We start from the raw sequence: 25,939 nt of genomic DNA, 5'->3' as shown, positions 1-25,939 counted from the left end.
TTACATGATAGCTGAATTTAATAGTTCTAGATTATCTTTTTTGATACCGTTATAGACGAAATATAAATCCGCTAACGCCCAAAAACCGAGGCCGCCGAGCGTTATAAGCTTTAAAGCGCCTAGCAAAATATCGCCTTTATAAAATCTATCCACGCCAAAAGTCCCAAAGCAAAGTCCAAGCGCCAAGCCGACTACCGGGCTTTTTAAATTTAATATCGATACGGCTCTTGCCTTGTCGTCGCTTAAGTCGTCTAGCTTATCCTTCATATAAAAAGCATCGTTTGGAAGCTTATCTTTTAAAGCAAGATATAAACTCATTTTTATCCTTTACGTTAAATTTGTAGGCGTATTTTACCCCCCCCGCTTAAAATAAATTGAAATTTTATTTATTTTATGTTGCAGTATATTAATCCAAACTACTTAAGCAAGGTCAAGACGCCTGCGCGTAAAATAAGAGTATAATTATCCAAATTTAAAACAAGGATAAAAAATGAGCGATTTTTTCAAAGGTGCCGAGCAGTTTAACGCCGAAGGCGCGACGGTTCCGTTTTATAGATATAGCCAAGGCGGCGTGGATTTCGTCGGTTTTGACAGCCGTCCGTGCGTACCGCCAGAGCCTATGGTAAATGCGCTGGTAGCGATCAAATTTGCAAACCAAAACACCAAAATCGTGATGGTAAATCACAAATTTCCAGCCGGACTAATCCCTAAAATTGCGGAGCAGTTTGACGTCGAGCGGGAGGATTTAGAGGGTGGGGCGGTTAAGATGACCTTTAGCCTAAAGCAATGCGCGGACGTCAAAAACGTAGACACAAGCCTTTGCCACTGAGATAGGCTATGCTTTTAAACACCTTTGCGCCGCCTTTTAAGCTAGTGGGCGGTTATTTTATCGCGGGCATTTGCTTTTTGATCGCGAGCATTCCCGCTTTTTTCGCGGCTGATTTTGAGATGATAGCGGGGCTTGAGACGGCGGGGTTTTTACACGTGTTTTTCGTCGGCTTTGTTATGAGCGTCATCATCGGCGCGCTTTATCAGCTCACTTCGGTGATTTTAGAAAAGCCGTTTTCGACGATCAAAGGCGCGATGCTAAATTTAGCCGTCTACTGCTTAGGGATCGCTGCGATGGGCTACGGGATGATCAGCGGCAAGACGGGCTTTATACATGGCGGCGGCATGGCGCTTTTCCTGGCACTACTGTTTTTTGGCACGACCTATATCGTTAGCTTTATGGATAATGAAAAAAAGAGCTTCGCGGCGTTTATGCTTTTTGTTTCGGCGATATTTTTACTCGCGGGCATCTCGCTTGGATTTTGCCTTTTGATGATACTTTCTGGCACTTTGCCGATGGATTTTATGTTTGCGCTTAAATTTCACGTCTATTTCGTACTCGGCTTTGTTTTTTTCATCATCGTAGGCGTGGCGACCGTGCTGCTACCGATGTTTGCCCTAGCGCACGATCTAAAATTTACACTTAGCAAATTTGCCTTTGGATTTTATATTTTTGCCGGCGTTTTGCTCTTTTTTAGCGAAGTTTATGCGTACTTTGCGTTTGGAGCAGCGATCGTTTGCTTTGTCGCCGAGGCGCTACATATCCTAAAAAAGCGCGTTCGCAAAGCGTATGACTACTGGAATGTCAATATCGCTCTTTCGCTCGCGGCCTTCGTGCTATTTTGCGCATTTATCGCGGCGGATAGATACGATATGGCGGTGTTTATGCTGATTTACGGCTTTTTGTTCGCCTTCATCGCGGCTCATCTTTACAAGATCGCGCCGTTTCTCATCTGGTATCACTACGTGGCGCCCTTTGTCGGTAAAACAAAGGTGCCGCTGCTAGATCAGATGATCCTTAAAAAGCCCGCGTATATCGGCATCGGCTTTAACGCCGTTGGGCTTGCGCTCTACGAGCTTGGAGTCTGGCTGGAGATAAAATCGCTCGCGCACTGCGGCGTGGCTAGCTTGCTCGTTAGTATCGTTTTAGTCGCTATAAATATGATAAATGTTTTTAAATTTACGAAATTTGGAGTAAAGGAAGAAAAATGAAAGAAAAAATCTACGACGCGCTCTCAAACATCGTCGATCCCGAGGTTGGCTTTGATATCGTGTCATTGGGGCTGATTTACGACGCAGTTTGCGACGAGAACGGCAAAGCAAAAGTCACGATGACGCTATCTACGCGCTCGTGCCCGTTACACGAGATGATACTGGGCTGGGTAGAGACGGCGGTGCTGAATGTCGACGGCGTAAAAGAGTGCGAGATAGACCTCGTATGGGAGCCTGCGTGGAGTATCGAGATGGCTAGCGACGAGGTAAAGGCGCAGCTAGGAGTGTAGTTTTGGCTTACTTGCCCCGTCTTAGCCTACTGGGATAGTTTTGCGCTCTGCCCGTTCGTTTAAGCTTGTTTTGTTTAGACTAACGTCGGGCGTAAAATTTGAACTAGCGCGAGGACGGCGGCATTTTAAACGAGAGCTTAAATTTACCTAGCTTATTTAGCATTCTTTGCTTGCTTTTATTTTCCCCAAACCTAGTCTTTAAATTTAATCGTCTCGTATTCTTCGTTTAAGCGATATTTTTCTTTGGTTTGTTCGTACCAAGCATCGTGTTCTTCTTGAAAATCATTAGTATCGCAGGGTATTGCGTCCTGCCAATACATACGCCCTTTGGCTATCTCCATTGCGTAATGATAGGTAAGCTCATGCGTAATGAAAAATAAATTCTCAAGGTCTTTAGGCGGGGCTGCAAACAGGCTATTTTGAGCTAATTTCTCAATAGCCTCTTCCCGGCTAACCACCGCATAGTGCACCATATAGTGCTTAAGCCATTCGCAATGAGAATAGCGGTTGTAAATCCAATAACATTGGTCTTTTGCGTCTTTATATACTATTGCGTCATGCAAACCGTTTTCATGGGGCTTGGTTCCTATTTCTTCTAATCTTTTTTATAAGGCGTTCATTTAGTTGCTTTTTCTAAGGTGATTCTGTAAAATTTATTATCCCGCAATGGCTCTATTTTCTAGCAGCTGATGCTGAGGCGCTTGGGATATATCTCTCATCGTATTTATTTTGCTAGATTATCTTTTTTTAATCAAAATATCTCCTTCACAAAGCCAAAGGGGTTCATTTTCTATCTTTAACTCCTCCCACCATTGTTTTTCTTCCGTTTCGGCATCATCTACTATGCGAAAACTAGCAAAATCCGTACGAGGCGGAGGCAATACAATAATCCTCTCTATAGCTGCAGGTTCCAAATAATACGTATCTGAAAGTTTTTTAAGAAACAATAGCTGCTCTAACTCCTTTTTATAGCTTACAAGTGTTTGTTTCTCCTCTTGCAAAAGAGAAATATCTTTAAGCTGATGAATTGTTTTCTGAAGTTCGTCTTCTATAAGTTGTTTTGCTGTTTTCATTATTATAGTCCGTATTTGCTCCAGCCCCCATCGTGCCTTTGGCATTCGTCAATCTTCCACTCACCCTCTTTTCTGATGATAAGAAAGCGAAACTGACAATTATGTCTGTCTTGGGTATAGAGGTATATTTTATTCTTGGTCAATGTCTCGCTATCAATGATTTGATGCGCTCCATAAGTACCGCCTTCATTTAGTGAAAAATGAATTCCTTCAGGACGATAGCCCGCCCTGCGCTTGTCGGTACAATACTTTTGGAAGAGGGCTTTGCATTTTTCCTCTACCAAAAGCTCACCCTCTTCTGTATCATCATTCTTGGCAGCAAAGGCCTCCCACTCAGTCATTGCCGCAAAGAAATCTAAGAGTAATTGCTTTACGATGGGCAGATCATCGGTAGGGGTTGCCGTTGGTTTCTTTTTCCCTGCCGTACGTTGCGCCTGCTCAAAGGCTTTTATCTGCTCGGCAGTGAAAGGTTTGTCAAGGTAGAAACTCACCTTGTTGTAGTGTGCTACTGCCATTAGCCCCTCAAAAGTAACCCGTGTTCTCTTTAGTGAAAGAGACTTCAGGCGTGGTACTTGCAAGACGATTTTTAGTGTCTCATCAGTTACGGGACAACCGTCCAGCGAGATATGACCAATAGGTTTGCCCGTAAAGTACTTAAAGCCTTCGCCTGTAACTTGCTTATTATCCTCTAAGATAAGGAGTTTTAGTTTGGGCAAAGTTGCTAAGTATTGGAGGGCTTCATCGGTAATCGCGGTATTGATAAATCCCATATTGACCAACGACTTTACTTGTACGATCTGTTCAACCATCTCGTCGGTCAGGGCAACATCCTTGTAATGATGCCCCTTGCAAAAGCGCTCCTGGGTTACTTCCTTGAGCGCGGCTTCTAAGGTAATAGGGCGATTATAAGCTACCATAATTTTCCTTTAATTTAATTCATCCCGCAGCGGCTTGTTTACTCTGTGCGGCGACTTTGTCTGGCTTAACGTAAATTTACCGACAAACCCAAAAATTTAAAAATCAGCCTAAATTTTAATCAAAATCTGCTTAAATTTACCGTACCCGTGCCAAGGCTTAAGCTACCGCTATTTCTGCGTAAAAAAATCGTCTAAAAATCGCTCAAAACTATCTCACCGTTTTAAATTCGCGATGCCGCTAAAATCGTCTAAAGTATCCACTTCGTTCATATCTATTTCAAACACTCTATCGCTGTTTATATCATAGACGCAAACTATCCCGAAAGCATCGTCGCTAAGAGCTATATACCTTTGAGGTAGCAAAAAATGCTCGCGAAAATATTCCGTCATTTCTATGATATTAGGGCTAGGGATGTCCGTGATTTCCAGTATCTCTACATCCTGAAAAATCGGGTCAAAAGGCCCGGTGTAAGTAAGATATAACTGCGCGAAGCAACTTTATTTATTTATATTTAGCTTGTTTAAAATTTCCGCAACCTCATCCGTATTTTGTCTAAACGGATTTGGAGCTAGCTTTTCTGTTTCGTTTTTAATATTTTCTTTTAGCATATGAGTTTTCTCTTTTTACATCTTAGCGCAGCTATTTGCGTGGGTTTATATAAACTAAATTTAAAAGAGTATGGAAGCCGTAAATTTTACCGCTATTTGCAAATTTAAGCCTGATAAAGCAAATAAAACAAAGCGGCGTAGCTAATTGCCCGCCGCAAAAACGATCAAATTTTAGTGTAAAAAGTGGCGTACGCCCGTAAAATACATTGCCATGCCGTGCTCGTTTGCCGCCTGCACGACCTCGTCGTCGCGGATACTGCCGCCAGGCTGTATCACGGCCTTCACGCCCGCCTCGCTTGCGATATCGATGCTATCGCGAAAAGGGAAAAATGCCTCGCTAGCAAGCGCGCAACCGCGCAAATCAAGCCCCATATCGCGCGCCTTAGCCACGGCCGCACGCGCGGCGTCCACGCGGCTAGTCATACCCATACCGATGGCGACCACGGCGCTGTTTTTCACGTAGACGACGCAGTTGCTTTTCGTAAGCGCCGCGACCTTCCACGCGATCTCGAGGTCTTTTAGCTCGGCCTCGCTGGCTGCGCGCGCGGTTTGTGGTTTCATATTTTCTAGCTCGCTAGCTTTCACCTCGTCACTTTGCTGATAGACAAAGCCGCCGTCAACGTGTTTGAAGTCGTATTTGTCGTTTGCGCGTTGTAAAAATTTATTGCCCTGGGTAAAAATTTTGATGCGTTTTTTGGCTTCAAATACCGCAAGCGCGTCCTCATCCACGTTTGCGGCGATGATGACCTCGACGTAAATTTCGTTGATTTTCTCGGCCAAAGCGCGGTCTAGCGTGCCGTTTATCGCGACGACTCCGCCGTATGCGCTGACGGGATCGCATTTTAGCGCTTCGACGTAGCTTTCTAGTAGGTTTGATTTTACGGCAAAACCGCAAGCGTTAGCGTGCTTGACGATGGCGACCGCAGGCGCGGCGTCAAAGCTGCTTGCTAGCGCCAAAGCGGCGTTTATATCGGTGATGTTGTTAAAGCTAGCTTCGCCTTTTAGCGCGGTGAAGTTGTTGCTAAAAAAATAATCAAACTCGTATAGCGCGCCCTTTTGGTGCGGGTTCTCGCCGTAGCGCGCATCAAACACTTTGCTGCCGGCGATAAATTTCATCTCGCCAAAACCGTCGTTAAAGCGCTCGTTCATGTAGTTTGCAATCATAGAGTCGTATGCCGCGGTGTGCTCGTAGGCTTTTATCATCAAATTTCGCCTAAAAGTAGCCTTCTCGCTCTCGTCCGCGCCTCCTATGACGCGCAGAACCTCGTCATAATCAAGCGGGCTAGTGACGATGTAAACGCTAGCGAAGTTTTTAGCTGCCGATCGCACCATCGCAGGACCTCCGATGTCGATGTTTTCGATAATCTCGTCAAAATCATCGGTGCGGATGGTGGTTTGCTTAAACGGATATAAATTTACGCAGACCAGATCGATGCCGCCGATGCCGTGTTGTGCGGCTTGGCTCACGTGATTTGTATCGTTTCGTTTGTGCAAGATCCCGCCGTGAATCTTTGGGTGCAAGGTTTTCACGCGCCCCTCAAACATCTCGGGCGAGCCCGTGTATTCGCTCACTTCGGCCGCCTTTACGCCCTGTTCTTTTAGCAGTTTGTGCGTGCCGCCCGTGCTTAATATCTCAAAACCGAGTCGCTCAAGTCCTTTTGCAAACTCTACGATACCCTCTTTGTCGCTGACGCTGATTAGTGCTCTCATTTATATTCCTTTCTTTTGCCGGCTTGTCTCTTGCGCGCCTTTAAATGAGCTAGAAATTTTCTCCCTCGATGAATTATATGTTCTATCTTCGGTCGAAAATTTCGTCGCAACATTTAAATTCATCGCAAGATACCGCACCGAAATTTGGCTGAATTTTACAGAAATTTGTCTAAATTTTAAAAACCTAAAGGCGAAATATTTTTGATTTAGACGCAGCAGTTTTCAATTTTACGACGGAAGTTACCGAGCTGGTAATGACCGAGTAAAATTTAAAACCCGCCTCGCATCCTCGTAGCGAAGTCTCGTTACGAACGCGAAGCGTGAAGTAAAGCGAAAAATAATGCGCCCGATTATTCCCGATTTGTTTTTTTTGGGTGCTTTTTTGATACTTTGCAAAACCCATCTCGTCCGCTCGCGGCTACGAGCGTAGCGAAGTAGAAAATACCGCACCGGAATTTGGCTGAATTTTACAAAAACCTGGCTAAAATTTACGAATTTAAAAGGCGAAGTATCGTGAGACGATTTTGGACGTTGCGCCAAAATTTTCGACCGAAGATAGAACGCGTAGTTCATCGAGGGAGAAAATTTTAAGCTCGTTCAAAAGCGCTCGCGAGACAAGCCTCTAAGCCGCACGTTGTTTTATAGTTTCATACGCCTCATTTATCTCTTGTAGCTTACGAGTACTCTTTTCTATCATCTCCTCGCTCTCGCCGCGCCCCATAAGGATATCGGGATGATATTTTTTTACGAGTTCGCGGTAGCGTTTCTTTACCTCGTCAAACGGCGCACCCTCTTTTAGTCCAAGCACGTCGTAAGGGCTTTTAGCGCGTTTTACGTACGGATCGCTTCGGCCTCCCCTATCTTGCCGCCTTTGCCCGTAAAAATCGTCAAATCTCTTTAAAATCGACCAAAAATCGATCTCGTTAAGTCCAAATCCCAAAGCGATCTGCTCGATGACGTTATGCTCGCTTTTACTAAATTCGCCGTCTATATAGGCCAAATTTAGTAAAAAAGATAGCTTCGCGGCCGCGGCGTCTTGACTAAGGCGGAAGCGATCTTTGTACTGTCGCGCGATAAAATAAGCATTATGCACCGTCTCTTTTTCGCGGTTATAGATCTGCTTTAGCTCCGCCCTCATCGCTGCGTCGTTACCGAGCCGTAGCGTGATATCGTCTAGCGTCTCGCTGATGAGGCGAGCTTCTAGCTCGTTTACCCTGCCGTCGCTTTTGGCGACTTTAGCAAGCAAGCTAACTAAAAATTTAGCCTCTTCAAACATCGCCTTTTTTTGCGAGCCGCCTAAATTTACGGGATTTTGACTAAAATTTGAAACCAGATAATAAATCCCGTAAAATATCAAAAACCAAAAAATGAAACTCAAAATATCACCATAAATGATAAATCGTATTTTTGAGTTTGCCGCCTACTAGCTCGTTCTTGCGCCACGAGCTCTCGTCGTTCATCACGTTCCAGCGGCGCTCGTCGGGGCGATAAAACCAGTCTTTGTCGATCTGATAATAAATCTGCTTGCCGTTTGCCTCGATGATGTTTGCGATGTTGTTGTCGTGATAGCTATTCTCGTCATAGTCGGTAAAGGCGCGCTGCCCCATCTCGGAGTAAAGAAGCGTAAGCTCTTGCAGCATCTCGTTTAGCTCGTTGTCCATCTTTTGCACGTGCAGTCCGATCTCCTCGGCCTCGCGGAAAAGTATCGGATAATCATGCGCCGGATAGTCGCTGTTTAGGCGCTCGGAGATGTTTTGGATCTTTGCCTCGTCGTTCATGTGGTAGCGCAAAAGCTCGCAGCAAATCTTTAGCGAGAGCGAGCTAGCGCGGTCTACTGCGCCGAAAACCAGCGGATGGATGTAGTTGTATAGCGATTTATACGGGTTTTCGTCGTTGTCTTTCTCGTGCATTTTCCACAGTTTTATCACGCGGTTTAACTCGTCCATCGACACGCTAACGCGCTCGTTGCCGTTATCTATCGGGCTCATCGCGTGCTTTAGCGAGGTATCGACGGCGGTTAGATACGCTAGCGGACCCATCACTATCTCGTTTGCGCCAAGCGCCATCATCGTCGCGGCCGACGCGCAGTTAGCGGGGATGAGGGCGGTGATGTTTTTGCAGTAGTTTCGCAGAGTGCTGATGATACGAAGCGCTGCGATACCGCTGCCGCCGTCGCTTTTGATAAACAAAAACGCGTTTTCTATCTTTTTGCCCTTTAAAATTTCATACATCGCACTCGCGTCGTTGCCGCAGACGCTGCCCGCGTTTGAGTTGTAGTATGTGATGAGCGTGCCGCCCAGTTTAGCTTCGACTTCTTTTAATACCTGCTGCGTCTCGCTAAATAGCACCGGCGGCTTAGCTACGCTTTTTTGATCCATTCCTCTGCCCTCCTTTTGCAGCTGCTCGTCCTCTTTGTTGTTTAAAAAGTCTTTCCAAGACATCTACTTTTCCTTTCGTTGATTTATAAATTCGTTTGCGCCTAAAGCCGTTTTGTTTTTCGTCTCCTTTTTTGATTATTCGGCTTTGAGCCGTCCAAATTTAGCTTGCTAAATTTGATTAAAAGCATTAGGCTAGCTTCAATTTTAGCCTTTTTAAACTTATTAAATTTTAAGTTCGCCTCAAAAACGTTAAAACGGCTTAAATTTTAGTCTTTAAGCTTACGAAATCGGCTTTAAATTTGCATAAACGCCGACACCTTTGCTGCGTCCGCTTCAAAATAGCGATCCGGCTCACCTAGCTCGTAGCGCGTAAATATCAATTTGCCCTCAAAGCAGTCTAAATCGCAAATTTGCGACGTTATCTCGCCTGCGCCGTCTATTTTAGGCTCAAAGCCCGTCAGAGCGATCTCGGCGATAAACTCAAATTTGCTCGCGTCAAAAAGATAGTGGCTAAAATATCCGTCGTCGCGCACGACCCAAATTCGGTCGTTAAGCGGCACGATACCGCCTAGCATAAATCCGCGAGCCTCGCCGTCTAGCACGATCTCGTCAGAAGCTAAATTTACGTAGCTGCTCTAGCTGCGGATAGCTTGATACGGCGATTTCTTGCTCGTATAAATTTAGCAGCACCGCTTCGCGCGCGAAGTTATTTTTTAGATCGCGCGGTTGATTGCTTATTTGACTTTTGGGCTCTTTTGCGTTGCCGCCCAAAATGCATTTTTGCCTGCGCATTTGCTCGTTTTGGCATTTGCGTTTTGACGCGTCTTCTAGCTCTTTGCCAAATTTATCATCAGGCGCGTAGTTTCCTCCGCGCTCGTCCTTTTTGCCGGCCGTAACGAACAAAAAACTAAAATCGTCCTCGAGCTTGGCGGTTAAATTTAATCCGCTCTCGTTTGCCTGCAACAAAAACGACCTAGAGCCGTCCTGCCCCGCGCCAAGACCTACGGCCATACCGCCCGTTTGCGGCAGCTCATCCATCCAGACGCCTGAATTTTCAAGTTCATCAGGTAGTGCTAAATTTGCCCTCAGCTCGCCGCCGTAACCGTAAATCAAAATATCTATCCGTTTTGCGCTATCTCGCCTGGCAAGCCAAATTTGAGCCGCGCGAGGTTCAAATTTAGCATAGATTATCGGCTCATTTAGGCTAAATTTTAGCTTGCGATCAAAGCCGTAGAGTTTAAAACCGGGCTCCTCGTCCTCATATTCGTCGCCCCAGACTGCGACCAGCTTTGCTAGCGCACCTACGCTAAAGCAAAATTTACTCGCGCCAAAATCGGCAGCATTTATACCGCCGTAGCTGGGATCGCCGTCAAGCTCGGTAAAATCGCTAATTACTATCACACTTCGCCTTAAATTTAGTAAAATTAGCCGCTAAAATCGCGCGGCGCGGCTTAAGCTATATGCCATGCGCTAATAGCCGGACGCCTCACAAACGCTAGATTTTATCTCTTGTCTCCAAGTTCTACGGCGGCTAAAATTTGCGCTACGACGTCCGCAAAACCGGCCGTAAAATAGCGCCTAATTATCTGCGTTTCTTTGTTTTTTTTCGTAACGTTTTTCGTGATTTTGTCCCAAAATGCAGCGATTTTATCGTCTATTAGCTTTAGCGCTGTTATCTCGCTGCGCACGTAACCCCACTCCTGCGCATAAGGCAAAAATCCCTCTATCGCCGCCTCGTCTATAAAACGCAAATTTTGGGCGTCAAATACGTAATGACGATAACCGCTCGCAAAACTGACGCTAGTTACCAGCCAGACGCTCCGGCTAAGCGGGATAATGCCGTTTAGCAAAAACTCGCCGTCTAAAGACCGCGCAAGCTGCGTTTCGTCGAAATTTATCTCCCTTAGCCGCCTTAGGTCGGACGCGCGGGCGATGAAGGCGAGATTTTTTGAACTGCTCATAAATAACGCTTGCTCCCCGTCCAAGAGCGATAAAAAAACATTTTCGCCGTAAGGTAGCGCTTTTATCTTGCCGTTTTCAAGCCGCGCTAAATATCCGCTAAAGCCGTCCGGGCCGCAATCAAACTCCACCGCGACCGCCGTGCCTAGCGGCTTTACCCAAACTAACGCGCCCCCGGATCTAAGCGCGTCAAGCTCCTCTTTAGCGATCAAATTTCGCTCGTAGTCATAGACTAAAAGCTCGCACGCAAGCTCGCTAGTTTTCTTAACCAGCCAAATTTGCGCGCATCCTGGCACAAAGGCAAAATGTAAAAAATCGCCGCCTATCTCCCAAATAAGCTCCTTTTTGACGTTAAACAGCTCAAATTTACAAGCTCCGATACAACCGAGTAAAGCCGCGTTTTTATCGAAGTCTATTTTATCCGGATTTTTGCCGAATTTTTCGGCGCCGGGTATAAGGCGCGGATCAAAATTTATCTCTTTAAAGCCGTTTAAGATTATCATTTAGCTTTCTTGCTTGATAATCTTGGCAAACTCGCTAAAATAAACCTCGCTCACATCGCTTAGCTTTTCATCAATATCGTTTAGCTTAAATTTATCTCCGCCCACGCTGCCGATTTTTTCAAATTTGACGCCGTGTTTAGCGGCTAGAGATTCAAATTTAGCCTCGTCTTTTATGCCGACGATCGCGCGCGAAAAGCTCTCGTCAAAGATGAAATTTGGCTTTTTAACGTCAAATTTACACTCCGCGCCAAGCCCGCTTAGGCATGCCATTTTTGCTAGCGTTATGGCTACGCCGCCCACGCCTACGCTGTTTGCAAACTCTAGCGCGCCCGATTTATTTGCCTCGATGACCAAATCCCACAGCGCGCGCTCTTTTTTATAGTCCACCGCTGCTAGCTCGCCGCCCACCGCGTCAAATAGTGCTTTAGCGTAAAGCGACGCGGCAAATTCGCCCTTCGTCTCGCCAAGCAGGTATATCGCCGTGCCGGCGCGCGTAAAGACGCTCGGAAGGCTCGCATTTGCGTCCTCGTTTACGCCCACCGTCACGATCGCCGGTGTCGGATAGACGCTCACGCCCTCGGTATCGTTATATAGGCTCACGTTGCCGCTGACGACGGGCGTATTTAGCTCGCGGCAAGCCTCTTTGATACCCTCGCAGCCCTGTGCGAACTGCCACATAACCTCCGGATTTTGCGGATTGCCGTAGTTTAGGCAGTCGGTGATGGCTAGAGGCGTCGCTCCGCTCATCGCGACCTTTCGTCCGGCCGCCGCGACCGCTCTAGCCGCGCCGATTTTAGGATCGACGAAATTCGCCCGCGGGTCGCACTGCGCCGCCATCGCGATCGCCCTACCAGTTTCTTTCACGCGGATAACCGCAGCTCCCAGAAGCCCCGGTTGTTTGATCGTATTTGTTTGGATATTTGCGTCGTATTGATCGTAGATTAGCGACTTGTTTAGCACCTCAGGTTCGCCAAGCAGCTTCCAAAACGCGGTTTTATTATCCGCACTCTCAGGAATTTGTAAATTTTTGATTTCGTCTAGGTATTTTGGGCGCGCGGTCGGTCGGTTAAGCACTGGAGAGGCCTCGCTAAGCGGCGCTATGGGTATCTCGCCCGCTAGCTCGCCGTGCCAATAAAGCTCCATCACGCCGCTGTTTGTTACCTCGCCGATGATTTCGGCGTCTAGATCCCATTTTTTAAATATTTCAAGTATCTTTTGCTCGCAGCCCTTTTTGGCGCAGATGAGCATACGCTCCTGGCTTTCGCTTAGCATTAGCTCATAAGGCGTCATGCCAGTCTCGCGCATAGGCACGCGGTCTAGATACATCTTCATACCGCTACCGCTGCGTCCGGCCATCTCAAAGCTACTAGACGTTAGCCCCGCCGCGCCCATATCCTGGATGCCTACGACGTAGCCCGTGTTAAATAGCTCCAAGCACGCCTCCATCAGCAGCTTTTCTGCAAACGGATCGCCCACCTGCACGGTCGGACGCAGGGATTTATTCGCGTCGTTAAAGCTATCGCTCGCCATCACCGCGCCTCCAAGTCCGTCGCGGCCGGTCTTTGAGCCGACGTAGATCACGGGATTGCCGATACCTTCGGCCCTTCCGTAAAATATCTCGTCGCCCTTACAAAGCCCCAGCGCAAATGCGTTTACTAGGATGTTGCCGTTAAAGCTAGGATCAAACGTCGTCTCGCCGCCGATAGTAGGTATGCCCATGCAGTTGCCGTAGTGAGCGATGCCCGCGACCGCGCCTTTTAGCAGGTAGCGCTGTTTTTTCGCGTTTTCGCTCTCGCCGCGCACCTCGCCAAATCTCAGCGAGTTCATATTCGCCACAACTCGCGCGCCCATCGTAAATACGTCGCGCAGTATCCCGCCCACGCCCGTTGCCGCGCCCTGAAAAGGCTCGATGAAGCTTGGGTGGTTGTGGCTCTCCATCTTAAACACCGCCGCGACGCCGCCTCCGACGTCGATGACGCCCGCGTTCTCGCCCGGACCCTGGATCACCCACGGCGCCTTAGTCGGGAAGCCGTTTAGGTACTTTTTACTCGACTTGTAGCTGCAGTGCTCGCTCCACATCGCAGAAAATATCCCAAGCTCGAGCAAATTTGGCTCTCTGCCTAGGATTTTAAGTATATTTTCGTATTCGTCGTCGCTGATTTTGTGCGCTTTTACGGTAGCTTTGTCCATTTTTAGCCTTTAAAAAATTTTGGTTGATTTTACTTAAATTCGCATAAAAACTTGATAAACCAAAGGGACGAAAACGAGGCAAATTTGACGGGTAAAATTTGACGCCGCATGCAAATTTATACTACCGCTTTTTGTAATATTTTCGCCGCGTTACAAAACTAAACGATTTAAAAGCGCCTAACCCTTAATTAAGAATAAATTCGGCTCTAAATTTAGCCGAATAAAAATTAGCATTTTTGGGGTGCGGGTCTTGGCAAGTAGCTCAAATTTTAGGCAAAAACCGCATTTTGCATTAAATTTTATCTCGCAGCTCAAAGCCCGCGCAGTTTTTCAAACTCCTTGCAGCCCTCTTTTTCGCCCGCATCGCACGACATTTTGAGATATTTTTTTATCTTGCAAGAATACGTTTTGGTTACACCCATTTCGTCCGCCTTATCAAAAAATTTAGCATACAAACAATCCGTCCCGCCGCGCTCGTCGCAGTCTTTTTTAAAAAGCGCCGACATTTTTTCGTCAACGCTAAGTAGCGTTTGATAGTATTTAGCGGCGTTTAGGCATTTGCGCCCATCGCCAGACTCGCACGCTAGCTCCGCGCAGGCCAACTTTGAGTCGCGTTCGTCCTTCGAGTCGCAGACTTTTTGCAGCGCCGCTAGACCCTTTTGTCTATCGTAAAATGCGCTGCTTTCGTCCAAACGCTTGTCCGCTAGTTGCTCGCATGAAGCTATGCTAAAGGGCAAAATCGATCCGCAAAGCGTCTCTAGTATTTTTACCTCTTTTTGGTTGCGAGAGGCATTTGCGGTCAAATTTACATCCTTTGATGCGTCGCCGGCAAAAGCCGAATTTACGACAACCGCAAAAATCAAAATTTTAAACGGATTCATATTTTTCCTTTTTATACGCTTATTCGCGCTTAGTAGTTTTAACGAGTTTCGCGCCGGACACTCGGCCAAATTTAATCGAAAAATGAGCGTAGGGTAAATTAGCCGTAGTTTTAGGACGAGTTTGGCGAGCAAATTTACCGCATTTTTCGTTTTACTTTTTCTTAATTTTATTCGTTAGGCGTGCTACGCTCTTTCATTTTAGCAAGATTGGTATTTGGCTGAAACGCGGGCTCTGCTAAAGCTAGATAAGCTCTAGCAAGCTACGGATTTTGCAAAATAAGCTCGCTACTTGCCCAGACAAAAGTTGCTAAACATTTCGTCTAAAATTTCGCTTCTCTCAAACGGCTTCGTGATCGACGAGATTTGCTCTATTGCCGTATTTAGCTCATAAGCAAAAAGCTCAAGCTCGGACTGGGCGAGTAAATTTAACGCTCTTTTTATCGCCTCGCTCGCCGCCTCGCAGCATGAAATTTGACGAGCGGAGTTTAGCAATATCTCGCTCGTCTCCTGAGCATCTAGATAGGTTTTTAGACTATTTATTATCTCGTCCGTTCCTTGCTTGGCGCAAATTTGTATCGCGCCTGCGGGAGCGCTAAATTTAACGCCGAGGTCGCATTTATTTAAAACGTAAAAAATCTTTTTTTGCGAGTTTTTTAAAAGCTCCAGAATCTCGTTATCCTGCTCATCAGCCTCCTGCGAAGCGTCAAAAACAGCCAAGATGACGTCGGCCTCCTCGATAGCTCGCAGAGAATACGAAATGCCGATTTGCTCGATCTTACCCGCGTTTTTGCGGATACCTGCGGTATCTATGATACGTACTAGATGAGTGCCGATTTTTAGGGCTTCTTCGATACTATCTCTAGTCGTGCCCGCCTCGTCGCTGATGATCGCGCGCTCGTAAGACAAAAGCGAGTTTAAGATCGAGCTTTTGCCGACGTTTGGCTTGCCTACTATCGCGATTTTAAAGCCCTCGAGCAGCCCTTTTCTGCTCTGGCTTATAGCGACGATTTTATCTAGTTTGGCGCTGTTTTGTTTTAGCATTTGGTTGATGCTCTCTAGCAGATCAGCGGGCAGATCATCGTCGGCATAATCAATGCTAGTCTCCACGAATGCCAGAGTTTTTACGAGTTCGCGGCGAATCTCGTTCGTAAATTTAGCCAAATCTCCCCTCATCGTGCGAGCCATAATCTTTGCGCCGTCCTCGCTTTTTGCGTTTATGAGCGAGTTTATCGCCTCAATCTTGCTAAAATCCATCTTACCGTTTATGAGCGCTCGTTTGCTAAACTCGCCTGCGCGCGCGAGTCTGGCGCCTTTTTTGATAAGTTCGCCTAGGATCAAATTTGCCACCACTAGCCCGCCGTGGAGTTGAAACTCCACCACGTCCTCGCCCGTGAAGCTATGCGGAGCCTTGAAGTAAATAAGCAAGGCTTCATCTATGAGTTCGTCTTCGGCGTAAATTTTAGTTAGGGTCGCGTAACGCGGGACGAGAGCAGAAATTTTAGTGAGTTTTAGAGCCAGGCTAAGGGCGTTTGCGCCGCTTAGCCTGATGATAGAGATCGCGCCTACGCCGTGTGCGGTAGCAACGGCGGCTATGGTGTCGTTCATTTTTTTATAAAATCGTTTACGACCACGTATTGTCCGTCGCTGTTTGACTTGACGCCGACGTACTTGTCGGGGAATTTCTCGCGCAGTTTTTCTAGGGCAATCTTAACCAAAACGCCGTCTAGATGCTTTGTTTTTGCCTTGCCCGTCTCCTCGATGCGCTCGATTACGCTTTTTAGATATTGCTCGATTGCGGCCTCTTGATTTTGCAAAAACTGAGCTATCTCAAGGCGTACGCTAAGACCGTATTTAGAGCCTATCCAGTTATAAAGCAGATACGAGATCGCCTTGTAGCGGTAGCCCTCTTTGCCTATAAGTAGCGCCGCATCCTCGCCGTCAAGCTCGACTATTACGGTATCGTCGTCAAATTTACGCACGTCTATTTTATCTATCGTAAAAAAATTTCCGCCAAAGAGCTTTTCTATGCCCTGCTTTATCTCAGGTAGCGCTTTATCGATGTCGGCTTTTTGTTTTTGCTCTTTTTGTTTTTGAGCCAAGCCACGATCCGCGCGAGAGTCTTGTTTTTCTTTTTTGGTTAAATTTGACGCGTTTTGCATCAAATTCGCCTCGCCGCCGGAAGCCGGCGAGTCAAATTTTTCGCTGCTTCCCGCTTTATCCTCACCCTCGTAAAAATCGTTTTTATTAAAGGTATCAATGATTGAGTGATCAAGGATATTTTTACCGCTTTCTTTTTTTGGTCGCTCTTTTTTGTGAGGCTCATTTACTTGCGGTTCAACGTGCGGCTCGACAAATTTCGGCTCGTCTGCCACACTTGTTTCATTTTGTTTGATCGTCTGGGGCTTGTGATGTTCGTGCCGATTTTTATGATTTTTTTTCTTCTCTTTATCGTCTTGACAACCTTGCTCCTCGCCTAAGCTTTCCTTTTTCTTAAACTCCTTCTTTTTTTCATTTACGTTTTCTTTGCGAGCGGCTTGAGGAGCCTTTTTTGCTTCTTTTTGCGCTCCTTCTTTTACGGCTTCGATGATCGCCGTTTTTTTGAAAAATCCCAAAAAGCCGGCACTCGGGTTTTGCAAAATTTTGATATCAAGCTCGGTAACGGAGCAGTTCAGCTCCTCGGCAGCCTTCTTAAAAGCTTCTTGCAAATTTTCGGCTTCTATTCGCATCAGACCTTTACCTCCGCTTTTTTATGCTTTTCAAAGAGTTTATTTACGAAAATTTGTTGAACGACCGAGCAGAGGTTGTTTACAAACCAGTAAAGCGTAAGTCCCGCAGGGAATGTCACGAAGAAAAACGTAAAGATAAGCGGTAAAAATTTCATTATCTTTTCTTGCGTCGGGTCGCTAAACGTGGTCGGCGTGAGCTTTTGCTGAAGGAACATCGTCGCACCCATCAAAATAGGCAGCACGAAATACGGATCCATCACCGAAAGGTCGTGTATCCATAGTATCCACGGCGCCGCTTTTAGCTCGATCGCGTTTAGCAAAACGCGGTAAATCGCAAAGAAAATCGGTATCTGCATAAGTATCGGCAAGCAGCCGCCCATCGGATTTGCGCCGTTTTTCTTATATAGCTCCATCATGTGCATATTTAGCTTTTGCGGATCGCCTTTGTATTTGGCTTGCAGCTCTTTTACTTTTGGCGCCAGATCTTTTAGCTTATTCATCGATAGCATGCCTTTGTAGGTAAGAGGGAAAAGCACGATCCTGATAGCTAGCGTTAGCACGACGATCGCCCAGCCCCAGTTGCCGATGTAGCCGTAAAGCCAATTTAAAAACGCGAACATCGGTTTTGCAATAAAGGTAAACCAGCCATACTCTATGACGTCCACGAGCTCCTCGTTTATCTGGCTTAGAGTCGCGTGGTCTTTGGCACCGATGTAGCCTTTAGCTTTAAAATTTTGCTCGCCTTTTACAAATATCACCGCATTTCCCGCACCGTCTTTTGAAACTACGGGATTTAAAAGTCCGTCAAATTTAAAAAACAAAGCCGTGTAGTATCTGTCGCTAGCTGCGGCTATGTTTACGTTGTTAAAGCTTTCGGTTGCATCTACGTCGCCGTCCTCGATGATAGTTAGCTTGCCGTCATTATGCTTAAGTAACGCACCGTGGACGGTGTAGCTGTCGATAGCGACGCTTGGACGAAAGCCCGGAGTCACGTAATATTCGCCCGCGCTCACGCTAAGGTCTAGATCATAGCTTCCGTTTGGATAAAACGTGATTTTCTTGGTTACGCTAGAGCCTTCCAAATTTTGTGTTAAAACTATGCTTTTTGGCTCGCTAGTTAAATTTATCTCGCTAACGTCGCTCGCGTAGGCTACTTTAAAAGCTTGCTCATTTAAGGCCTTGTCGCTAAAGCGTACTTCAAGCGGTAGCGGCTGGGCGCCGGCTAGCTCGATGCGATTGCCATCGGCGTTTTTGTATTTTTCGTCGTTTAGATAAAATTTAGAAATCCTGCCTAGCTCGTCGATGCGCGCCTCAAAGTGCTCGCCCTTTATCACGGCGATCTCGCGGCTTTGCGTCGCTACGGCTTGCGGAGCGCTAGCGCCTGATGCGGTATTTGCACTCGGAGCGGCGTTTGCTCGGCTCGATTGCCGTGCCGTCACGGTTTGGTTTTGATCTAGCGGCAAATTTTTAGGAATAAAAAAATGATCGTAAGCGATAAAAAAGATAAAAGATAAAACGGTCGCTAATATCACGCGTTTTTGAACTGACATATTGTCTAACACTATTTTTCCTTTTGAAAGTCTAAATTTTTAATAACGTAGAATTTATTTTTTTTATACGGGACGAACCAAAATGCGATGTGCGATTTTAAATTTTGATTGGATATAAAAAAAGAGTCGAAATTTTTACTGATGACGGGGTAGTCGATGCCGCCTTTAAAGAGCTGATTACAGCGTAAAATTCTAAAAATAACCGCAAAAAGCGCTGAGAAAAAGCCGTTAAATTTAAACTGCCAAACGGCAAATTCCGAGCATGAGGGATAGTATCTGCAAGACTTCGGAGTAAATTTGGAGATATAATCTTGATATGCTTTTATCAAAAATAAAATAGCTTGTTTTATCATTTTCATATGCCTGATTTTATACATCCGAGTTTTTTCATAGCCCAAGAGATATTTTTTTTGAGCTTTAAAAACGAGCTTTTCTCTAGCCCGTTTTTAACGACTATCACGTAAATGCCGTCTGCAAGCTCATTTGCAACCTCGACTACGACCGCTCGCAAAAGCCTTTTACATCGGTTGCGAACGACGGCTTTGCCCACCTTTTTGCTGGCTACGACGGCTAATTTGTTTTCATTGCAAGGCTTAAAAAAGACTATCGCCTCCTCGCAGTGCCATTTGACGGCCTCTTTGTAGACGCTTGAAAACTCCTTTTGGCTGCTTATAGAGCTAAATTTGCTTAAACGGCCAATCTTGCTCTACCTTTTGCGCGTCTTGCGTTTAGCACTTTGCGACCGTTTTTAGTTTTCATGCGGACGCGAAACCCGTGAGTGCGTTTTCTAGGGGTTTTATGAGGTTGGTATGTTCTTTTCATAAATTTTTCCTTATGGTGATTTTGATATAAGTCGGTGATTTTATCAACAAATCGCTTAAAATCCTTTTAATAAATTTTTAAACTTCGTTTTAAAATAATAAAAATATAATCGCTCATTAAAATTTAGGAGAAAATTTTGTCTTACGTTATTAGAAAAGCATCCAGGGCCGACATCCCGGCCGTTTGCGAGCTGGTTAAAGAGCTGGCCGCATACGAAAAAATGAGCGATGATGTAAAATTTACGCCGGGAATTTTTGCCGAGTCTGTTTTTGAGAAAAACTACGCCGAGATTTTAGTCTGCATAGCAGAGGGCAAAATCATAGCCTACGCGATATATTTTTACACCTTTTCCACGTTTTTGGGGCTTGGCGGGATGTATTTGGAGGATTTGTACGTCCAAAAAGAGTATCGTAACAAAGGCGTAGGAAAAGAGTTTTTTAGGCATCTAGCTCAAATTTGCAAGGACGAAAACCTCCAACGCCTCGAGTGGGCGTGCCTGCACTGGAACGAGCCCGGCATTAAATTTTACGAAAAAATGGGCGCGAAAAACCAGTCCGAGCAGTGGCGAAACTACCGCTTGGACGGCGAAAATTTAAGCAAACTAGCGCTTTGATTTATCTGTTTTTAACGCCCTTTTGGATATCATCGCGCGATGAGTTACGCAAACGAAATTTTAAGAGAGCTTTACTATCTGAGGGCGTTCGGGTATAAATTCGCCGATTTTTCGCCTTCGTCCGCGGCCTTGCCAAGTAGCCTTGCAGAGCTAAACGCAAGCATCAAAGAGTGCAATCTATGCGAGCTTTGCAAGAGCGCAAACCACGCGCTAACGGGCCTTGGAGATAAAAGCGCTAAAGTAGTTTTCGTATTTGACGCGCCAAACGCCGCCGAGGACGCGAGCGGAGAGTTTTTGGCTGGCGACGATAAGTTTTTGCAAAATTTAAAGGATTTAGTGGGTCTTGAAAAAAACGAAATTTACGTCACTAGCCTGCTAAAATGCAAACCCGCCGCCAAAGCTCCGGCAAGCGCATACGAGCTTTGCGAGCCGTATTTTAGCGCGGAAACCCGCCTAGTCGCGCCAAAACTCATCGTAGCGCTAGGCGAAGAGGTCTTTTACAAAATGATAAAACAAAGCGCGCAAAGCTTTGAGGCAATAAGGGGAAATATAATGAAATTTAAACACTCGGCTCTGCTGGCGACTTATTCGCCAAGCGTCGTAGCGAAAAATCCAAGCAAAAAAGAGCTGTTTTTCAGCGATTTAAAAAAGATAAAAGAGTACCTATGAGAAAAATTTTAACCGCATTACTGATCTGCTCGGCGCTGTTTGCCAGGAGCGAAAAGGCCTCCGATATACCGCCCGCCAGCGAAGTTTATATAAATTTAGAACCGGCAAAATGCGACGATGCTTGCTTGCTTGATCTCGTTAAAGAGGGTCTTTTGCACAGCTTGTTGGCTCGCTACGAAAACAGCTCGAACCAAGAAATTTTACAAGCCATTAACGCCCTAAGCGGCTCCTACGCAAACGCCGGCAACGAAAGTCTGACGTCAAATTCTAATGCCGAGTTTAAAATCGCCGTCATCATCCCTCAAGATAGCATAAAAAGCTATGCCGGCGTCGTCTCAAACGCGGTTATCGCCTATGTCGTCAGACAAAACGCCCCTATCGACGTTAAATTTTACAACATCGGCAACGAAGCTCCGAACGCTATCGACGGCGCCCTAGCGCGCGCTAAAAGCGAAAATATCTCCTATATCATCGCGCCGTTTACGCCTGTTGGCGCAAAATATCTAAACGAGGTTTTAGACCCCGCCATGACGGCTTTCGTGCCGACCCTGCACATCTCTAGCGTCGATTCGCCGCAGGAGAATTTGATATTCGGCGGTATAGACTACAAAGGACAAGTCGAGAAGCTGCTAAATTTCTCAAACGGCCAAGTCGCGGCGTTTTCTGACGGCAGCGCGCTAGGAGCGGCGCTAAATCGCTACGCGGACGAGCTTAGCGGCGGGCTAGTCTACGAAAACGAGATCGCAAGCGGCGTTACCGACCTAAAGCCGATGTTATCCGGTAACTCAAGGCTAAGCGGCGCGACAGTTTTCCTAAACGTTCCGCTCGTAAAAGCCTCGATGGTGAGCTCTCAAATGCGCCTTTACGACGTCAAATTTAACGCCCTTTTAAGCACGCAGATAAACTACGCGCCGAGCATCTTTAAACTCACGCAACCGCAAGATAGAGAAAAGCTCTACATAGCCAACTCGATTTCTAAAACCGACGGCGCGCTGGACTCAAATAACGAAATTTTGGGGCAAAATTTAAACTTCAACTGGGTGGGGTACTCCGCTAGCGCTGGGCTTGACTACATCTACGCGACCTACCTAAACCGCGGCGCGCAGAGGCTTTTTAACGAGAGCGTCGAGGACTCGCAGATTATCTATGATACGAAGGTTTTAAAAGCCGGCGAATACGGCTTTTACGAGCAATAAGAGGAGAGAAAATCCACTATCTCCTCGCTCATCTTAGCCGGCCTTAGGTTGCTAACGAACGCAACTTCGACATCGGCTTCAAAGACGAGCTCAGGCTGGCATTCGCCGCTTAAATTTGCGATTTTATAAATTTTTTGATTTATGAGCGCGGAGGCTTTTTTTAGGCTTGCCACGCTCGTTTTTACCTCGAGCAGATCGCCCAGGACGGCGGGCTTTTTAAATTTCGCCCGAATCTCGCTCACGACAAAATATCCGTCCTTGCTAAAAGGCTTAACCTCAGAGTCAAAAAATATCTGGCTGCGCGCCCTTTCGCAGTATTTTATATAGTTTGCGTGATAGACTATGCCGCCCGCGTCGGTGTCTTCGTAGTAGATTCGTATTTTCACGGCCACTCCTTAGGCTTTTAGATCAAGCCCCATTTTACCTAGTTTTCTTAAAAGCTCCATTATATCCGTCCCCTTTTCCTGTTCGGCTTTTAGGAAATTCTCGAAAAACTCGCGCTTTATATCCTTATAAACATAGGTTTGGCTTTTGCTAACGGCTTGGATAGGCTTAAATTTATTATCTTCGGGCGTTTCTTTAGGAGCTTGATCGCTTACCGTGCCCTCTTTTAGAGCTATATTTTGTAGTACGTCTGCGATGCTCTCGCCTTTGTTAAACGCATCTTTTAAGAAATTTAAAAACTCTTCTTTAGTTGCTTCATCTGCGTAGCTCACTCTTTTTTCAAGCGGCCGATTAAGAGATCTTAACCTGACTTTTTCGGGCGTTTGATCAAAATTTAACTTTCCATCTTTGAGTAAGATCTTGACATTTGCGTGATCCCCTAGTATCTTTTCGGCGGCAAATTCTAGCCATTTATCTTTAAATTTATCTATGTCCATATCGGAGTCGAGCAAGTCGGTGATCTCACGCAGCATAACAAATCCCGGCATAAATCCAGTTCCTACGCCGCCTAAATCCGTGCGAATATCGTCGACGTTTAAGTTTTTATATCCGGCTAGCCCCTCGTTTGCCGCCAAAGCTTTAGTGCTGTCTATGAACTTTTTTAGCTCGGCGATCTCGCTCTTATTCACGCTTGGATCAAGCCCGTTTATCTTGCCCCAGACGCTTATTTTATCGTCTCTCGTGTAGCCGCTTAGCGAAAATATCCTCCTTACGGCTACTGGCTCGTTCGGATTTAGACCAAGCTCTTTACGCCAGCTATCTTCAAGCTTTTCAAACCCCATTTTCGCACCCAACCACATACTTAAATTTTTACCGGTCAGTTTCTCGGGATCAACATTTTCCGCCCAAATTTTGAGCTGATCTCGGTCTAGTTTTCCTGGATCAAGAGCGTCATAATCAATATGTGCTGTTAAATTCGGCTGTGCGATAGTCAAATTTAAAGCTTGATTTGCCGCCTCTTTTTCCTCATGTATCTTTAAATTTTGCCCGTGAGCGCTACTAAAATCATAATTTACGTTTGCGTTAAATCCGTTTACGCCGCTTATCATATTAATCCTTTTAAGCCTTTATATCCATGCTCTTAGCGTTAAATTTAATCATCGCCTCAAGTTCTTCTAAATTTTTTCTAGTATTTTGCTCTAGCTCTTTGTCGTATTTTCTGTTTTTATCCAGCATCTTTTGCATTCGCTTTTCTTGCTCTATTAGCTTTTCTAGGCGTTTTTGCGCCTCTTTCATATCCTCTTGCATTATTTCAAAGAGGCTTTTTGATTCTTTGCCGTCAGAAGTTATGTTAGAGTTGCCGCCCAAGGCAGTGCTACCGGGTAAAAGCGACTCTTGCATTTTTTGAAACGTTAGTACATATTCTCGGTAATCCTTGCTAAGCCCGTCAAGCTCGCTTCCTTTGATGCCGTAGATGTTGCGCGAATCAATAAAGGCGTCCAGCTTTTGTCTGTATTCTTTGCCACTTATGCTTTTGTCATAACCTTGCATCTTGCCCCAAACCGTAGTTTCGCCCTCTCGTACGTCTAAATTTGAGTTTATTACGGCTGCTATCAAGCCTCCTTTGGTTATACTACCGTCAGGGTTAGTGTATCTTTCGCCGTGAGGATTTATAAACACGCTCACATTTTCGCTCTCTTTGCCGCCGTTATTGTTATCAAAGATATTGGTTGACGGCTTATATTGCGGCGTTGTTGTTAACTCATGATATGAGCTATTAAAAAATAGCGTTTCCATATTGGTTTTCCCAGACTTATCGTCAAAGGCGCTACGTGCCGACGCATAGTCGTAGATGTTTTTATTTACTTTAGTTACTTTTAGACTTGATTTCTCGTACTCGTATCCTTGAGGGAATTTGGCAAGGTCTTCTTTGTTAAAACTTTCTTTAGAATTTAAAACGTCCTCGCCGACTACTTGGGATAAAATTTTATATGCATTGCCGACTGTTTTTGCTATGTCGATTTTTGAAAACATTTTATTAAATGCGATCGCTTTATCATTTACGTTCACGAGCGATTTTAAGGTATCTGAGTGGATTTTGTAGTCCTTTGGAATACCTGCAGCTTTGTTAAATTCGGACGTAAAATATCCGTCCGCACCTACTTTATAGCCTAAAACTTCGTTAAATTTGTGCCCGACCGTATCCGGCTGCGAGATTTCATTTTGTTTTAAAATCTCAGTTTTTGAGCCATGCTTAACATTTACGTTTAGGGAAAAACTTTGTCTAGAAAAAGCGGAATAGTTGTTAAGAGCGTTTATCATATTAATCCTTTATGCTTTTACGTCAAATTTACCTAGCTTTGCTAGTTGATTTAAAATTTCAGTTATATCCGTTCCTTTTTCGCGTTCGGCTTTCAGGAAATTCTCGAAAAACTCGCGTCTAATGTCTTTATCTACGTATGTTTTGCTTTCACTTGTGGCTTGGATGGGTTTAAACGCCGTCGCCTCGCTTGTATTTTCCTTAAATTCAGCCCTGCCCTCAAGCAGATTTTGTATATCCAAACCCTTTTCTATCGCATCTCGTACGAATTTTATAAACGCCTTTTTACTCTGCTCGTCCTTATACTCGATACTCTCAAGCTCCCTAAACTCCACGGGAGCCTTGTTTTTATTCATGACTATCGCGATATTTTCGCCGTCTACGTATATTCTTTCCGCGCCTCTCTCGCCCAAACGCTTTAGCACGGTATATTCAGCCCACCTATCCTTAAACTCGTCCACGCTCATATCGGAGTCGAGGATTTCCATCCCCTTATTCCCCGCATTATATTCTATGCCCAAAAACGGATAATCGCGGTTTATGTATTTTTTCGCAAATTCATCGACGTCGGTCGTATCGTATCCCGCCAAATCTCGAGTAAGTTTATCAAAACCAAACGCCCCGCTACTATTTATAAATTTCTTCAGATTTTCAGCTTCGCTCCTACTAAAAGAGCCGTCTAACCCGCTTATCTTACCCCATACGCTTATCTTTTCGTCCAGAGTATATCCGCTCAGAGAAAAAACGCCTCGTATATTAGCCGGTGCGCCGGGCGGGAGCTTTTTTATCTCCCTAACGGCCGCTTGCATCTCTTTGATGTTAAAGTCTACGTCGACACCTTTTAGGCTTGATACGTTTTCGCTATTTTTTGGATTCGTTTGATTTGTCGAATTCGGCTGCGCGACCGCCATATTCGAAGCCTGATTTGAGGTTAAATTTATAGCCTCTTTTTCCTCGCGTGCTTTTAAATTTTGCCCGCGAGCGCTACTAAAATCATAATTTACGTTTGCGCCAAATCCGTTTACGCCGCTTATCATATTAATCCTTTATGCTTTTACGTCAAATTTACCTAGCTTTGCTAGTTGATTTAAAATTTCAGTTATATCCGT

At 45.5% G+C, this 25,939-nt stretch carries 29 protein-coding genes; 6 read left to right on the top strand and 23 right to left on the bottom strand.

The features are described 5' to 3' along the window. Window positions 1-318 (bottom strand): TM2 domain-containing protein, encoded by a 318-nt coding sequence (locus Q0218_RS00435; protein ID WP_297965251.1) that lies wholly within the window; start codon window positions 316-318, stop codon window positions 1-3. Window positions 319-490: 172 nt separating this feature from the next. Here Q0218_RS00435 and Q0218_RS00430 point away from each other — a divergent pair, with 172 nt between their 5' ends. Genes Q0218_RS00430 through Q0218_RS00420 form a run of 3 tightly spaced genes read left to right on the top strand, consistent with a single transcriptional unit; the run spans window position 491 to window position 2,330 of the window. Next, window positions 491-829 carry a hypothetical protein gene (locus tag Q0218_RS00430; protein ID WP_297965249.1) on the top strand — a complete coding sequence of 113 codons (339 nt, stop codon included), beginning with the start codon at window positions 491-493 and terminating at the stop codon, window positions 827-829. Between the two features lie 8 nt (window positions 830-837). Next, window positions 838-2,040, top strand: coding sequence for a peptidase M50 (locus Q0218_RS00425; RefSeq protein ID WP_297965247.1), 1,203 nt, complete (start codon window positions 838-840; stop codon window positions 2,038-2,040). Continuing rightward, the gene (locus Q0218_RS00420; RefSeq protein WP_295142421.1) at window positions 2,037-2,330 is read left to right on the top strand and encodes a metal-sulfur cluster assembly factor; all 294 of its coding nucleotides are present in this window, start codon (window positions 2,037-2,039) and stop codon (window positions 2,328-2,330) included. The genes Q0218_RS00425 and Q0218_RS00420 overlap by 4 nt, the downstream gene beginning before the upstream one ends. A 191-nt stretch (window positions 2,331-2,521) precedes the next feature. Here the strand turns inward: Q0218_RS00420 and Q0218_RS00415 are convergent, their stop codons facing one another. The 18 genes from Q0218_RS00415 to rpmH all read right to left on the bottom strand — a co-directional run bounded on the left by Q0218_RS00415 (window position 2,522) and on the right by rpmH (window position 19,648). Next, window positions 2,522-2,803, bottom strand: coding sequence for a hypothetical protein (locus tag Q0218_RS00415; RefSeq protein WP_297965245.1), 282 nt, complete (start codon window positions 2,801-2,803; stop codon window positions 2,522-2,524). Window positions 2,804-3,067: 264 nt separating this feature from the next. After that, a complete protein-coding gene (locus Q0218_RS00410; RefSeq protein ID WP_297965243.1) occupies window positions 3,068-3,403 on the bottom strand; it encodes a hypothetical protein in 336 nt (111 codons plus the stop codon). A 2-nt stretch (window positions 3,404-3,405) separates the two neighbouring features. After that, a complete protein-coding gene (locus tag Q0218_RS00405; protein WP_297965241.1) occupies window positions 3,406-4,320 on the bottom strand; it encodes an NTF2 fold immunity protein in 915 nt (304 codons plus the stop codon). Between the two features lie 213 nt (window positions 4,321-4,533). Continuing rightward, window positions 4,534-4,710, bottom strand: coding sequence for a hypothetical protein (locus Q0218_RS00400; protein ID WP_297965239.1), 177 nt, complete (start codon window positions 4,708-4,710; stop codon window positions 4,534-4,536). 390 nt (window positions 4,711-5,100) lie between these two features. Beyond that, window positions 5,101-6,639 carry a bifunctional phosphoribosylaminoimidazolecarboxamide formyltransferase/IMP cyclohydrolase gene (gene purH / locus Q0218_RS00395; protein ID WP_297965237.1) on the bottom strand — a complete coding sequence of 513 codons (1,539 nt, stop codon included), beginning with the start codon at window positions 6,637-6,639 and terminating at the stop codon, window positions 5,101-5,103. A 622-nt stretch (window positions 6,640-7,261) separates the two neighbouring features. Further along, on the bottom strand, window positions 7,262-8,017 hold the full coding sequence (locus tag Q0218_RS00390; RefSeq protein WP_295143579.1) for a TerB family tellurite resistance protein: 756 nt from the start codon (window positions 8,015-8,017) through the stop codon (window positions 7,262-7,264). Window positions 8,018-8,021: 4 nt separating this feature from the next. Continuing rightward, on the bottom strand, window positions 8,022-9,080 hold the full coding sequence (locus tag Q0218_RS00385; protein ID WP_297965235.1) for a hypothetical protein: 1,059 nt from the start codon (window positions 9,078-9,080) through the stop codon (window positions 8,022-8,024). A gap of 230 nt (window positions 9,081-9,310) precedes the next feature. Then, complete coding sequence (locus tag Q0218_RS00380) at window positions 9,311-9,619, bottom strand: hypothetical protein (protein ID WP_297965233.1); 309 nt, start codon at window positions 9,617-9,619, stop codon at window positions 9,311-9,313. Window positions 9,620-9,626: 7 nt separating this feature from the next. Beyond that, a complete protein-coding gene (locus Q0218_RS00375) occupies window positions 9,627-10,418 on the bottom strand; it encodes a hypothetical protein (protein ID WP_297965231.1) in 792 nt (263 codons plus the stop codon). A gap of 101 nt (window positions 10,419-10,519) precedes the next feature. Beyond that, on the bottom strand, window positions 10,520-11,479 hold the full coding sequence (locus Q0218_RS00370) for a hypothetical protein (RefSeq protein WP_297965229.1): 960 nt from the start codon (window positions 11,477-11,479) through the stop codon (window positions 10,520-10,522). Continuing rightward, window positions 11,480-13,669: a phosphoribosylformylglycinamidine synthase subunit PurL gene (purL, locus tag Q0218_RS00365; RefSeq protein WP_297965227.1), complete on the bottom strand. Its 2,190-nt coding sequence runs from the start codon at window positions 13,667-13,669 to the stop codon at window positions 11,480-11,482. Between the two features lie 311 nt (window positions 13,670-13,980). Next, window positions 13,981-14,550, bottom strand: coding sequence for a hypothetical protein (locus tag Q0218_RS00360; RefSeq protein ID WP_297965225.1), 570 nt, complete (start codon window positions 14,548-14,550; stop codon window positions 13,981-13,983). A gap of 285 nt (window positions 14,551-14,835) precedes the next feature. After that, complete coding sequence (mnmE, locus tag Q0218_RS00355) at window positions 14,836-16,155, bottom strand: tRNA uridine-5-carboxymethylaminomethyl(34) synthesis GTPase MnmE (protein WP_297965223.1); 1,320 nt, start codon at window positions 16,153-16,155, stop codon at window positions 14,836-14,838. Further along, window positions 16,152-17,276: a Jag N-terminal domain-containing protein gene (locus Q0218_RS00350; protein WP_297965221.1), complete on the bottom strand. Its 1,125-nt coding sequence runs from the start codon at window positions 17,274-17,276 to the stop codon at window positions 16,152-16,154. The genes mnmE and Q0218_RS00350 overlap by 4 nt, the downstream gene beginning before the upstream one ends. Next, the gene (yidC, locus tag Q0218_RS00345; protein ID WP_297965403.1) at window positions 17,276-18,826 is read right to left on the bottom strand and encodes a membrane protein insertase YidC; all 1,551 of its coding nucleotides are present in this window, start codon (window positions 18,824-18,826) and stop codon (window positions 17,276-17,278) included. Before yidC ends, Q0218_RS00350 begins: the two co-directional genes overlap by 1 nt. Window positions 18,827-18,837: 11 nt before the next feature. Continuing rightward, window positions 18,838-19,203: a membrane protein insertion efficiency factor YidD gene (gene yidD / locus Q0218_RS00340; protein WP_122863591.1), complete on the bottom strand. Its 366-nt coding sequence runs from the start codon at window positions 19,201-19,203 to the stop codon at window positions 18,838-18,840. Next, window positions 19,182-19,526, bottom strand: coding sequence for a ribonuclease P protein component (rnpA, locus tag Q0218_RS00335; RefSeq protein WP_297965402.1), 345 nt, complete (start codon window positions 19,524-19,526; stop codon window positions 19,182-19,184). Before rnpA ends, yidD begins: the two co-directional genes overlap by 22 nt. Beyond that, window positions 19,514-19,648 carry a 50S ribosomal protein L34 gene (gene rpmH, locus Q0218_RS00330; RefSeq protein ID WP_002946826.1) on the bottom strand — a complete coding sequence of 45 codons (135 nt, stop codon included), beginning with the start codon at window positions 19,646-19,648 and terminating at the stop codon, window positions 19,514-19,516. Before rpmH ends, rnpA begins: the two co-directional genes overlap by 13 nt. A gap of 136 nt (window positions 19,649-19,784) precedes the next feature. On the opposite strand from rpmH, the gene Q0218_RS00325 reads away from it, so the two are divergent. The 3 genes from Q0218_RS00325 to Q0218_RS00315 are packed head-to-tail and all read left to right on the top strand — an operon-like array spanning window position 19,785 to window position 22,126. Then, the gene (locus Q0218_RS00325) at window positions 19,785-20,261 is read left to right on the top strand and encodes a GNAT family N-acetyltransferase (RefSeq protein ID WP_297965219.1); all 477 of its coding nucleotides are present in this window, start codon (window positions 19,785-19,787) and stop codon (window positions 20,259-20,261) included. 39 nt (window positions 20,262-20,300) lie between these two features. Beyond that, window positions 20,301-20,930 (top strand): uracil-DNA glycosylase, encoded by a 630-nt coding sequence (locus Q0218_RS00320; protein ID WP_297965218.1) that lies wholly within the window; start codon window positions 20,301-20,303, stop codon window positions 20,928-20,930. Next, window positions 20,927-22,126, top strand: a complete 1,200-nt coding sequence (locus Q0218_RS00315; protein ID WP_297965217.1) for a hypothetical protein — start codon at window positions 20,927-20,929, stop codon at window positions 22,124-22,126. Before Q0218_RS00320 ends, Q0218_RS00315 begins: the two co-directional genes overlap by 4 nt. Here the strand turns inward: Q0218_RS00315 and Q0218_RS00310 are convergent. Genes Q0218_RS00310 through Q0218_RS00295 form a run of 4 tightly spaced genes read right to left on the bottom strand, consistent with a single transcriptional unit; the run spans window position 22,114 to window position 25,867 of the window. Further along, complete coding sequence (locus Q0218_RS00310; RefSeq protein ID WP_297965216.1) at window positions 22,114-22,512, bottom strand: YbgC/FadM family acyl-CoA thioesterase; 399 nt, start codon at window positions 22,510-22,512, stop codon at window positions 22,114-22,116. The two genes, Q0218_RS00315 and Q0218_RS00310, sit on opposite strands and share 13 nt — an antisense overlap. A 9-nt stretch (window positions 22,513-22,521) precedes the next feature. After that, window positions 22,522-23,619 carry a hypothetical protein gene (locus Q0218_RS00305; protein WP_297965214.1) on the bottom strand — a complete coding sequence of 366 codons (1,098 nt, stop codon included), beginning with the start codon at window positions 23,617-23,619 and terminating at the stop codon, window positions 22,522-22,524. 10 nt (window positions 23,620-23,629) lie between these two features. Further along, on the bottom strand, window positions 23,630-24,832 hold the full coding sequence (locus tag Q0218_RS00300) for a Cj0814 family flagellar-dependent secreted protein (RefSeq protein ID WP_297965213.1): 1,203 nt from the start codon (window positions 24,830-24,832) through the stop codon (window positions 23,630-23,632). Window positions 24,833-24,841: 9 nt separating this feature from the next. Continuing rightward, entirely contained in the window at window positions 24,842-25,867 is a 1,026-nt protein-coding gene (locus Q0218_RS00295) for a hypothetical protein (RefSeq protein WP_297965211.1), read from the bottom strand. Between the last annotated feature and the right edge of the window lie 72 nt (window positions 25,868-25,939).

The sequence above is a fragment of the uncultured Campylobacter sp. genome (assembly GCF_938039245.1).
GTDB lineage: Bacteria > Campylobacterota > Campylobacteria > Campylobacterales > Campylobacteraceae > Campylobacter_A.
Note: the sequence above shows the minus strand (reverse complement) of the source record. Positions and strands in the feature narration are given on the sequence as shown.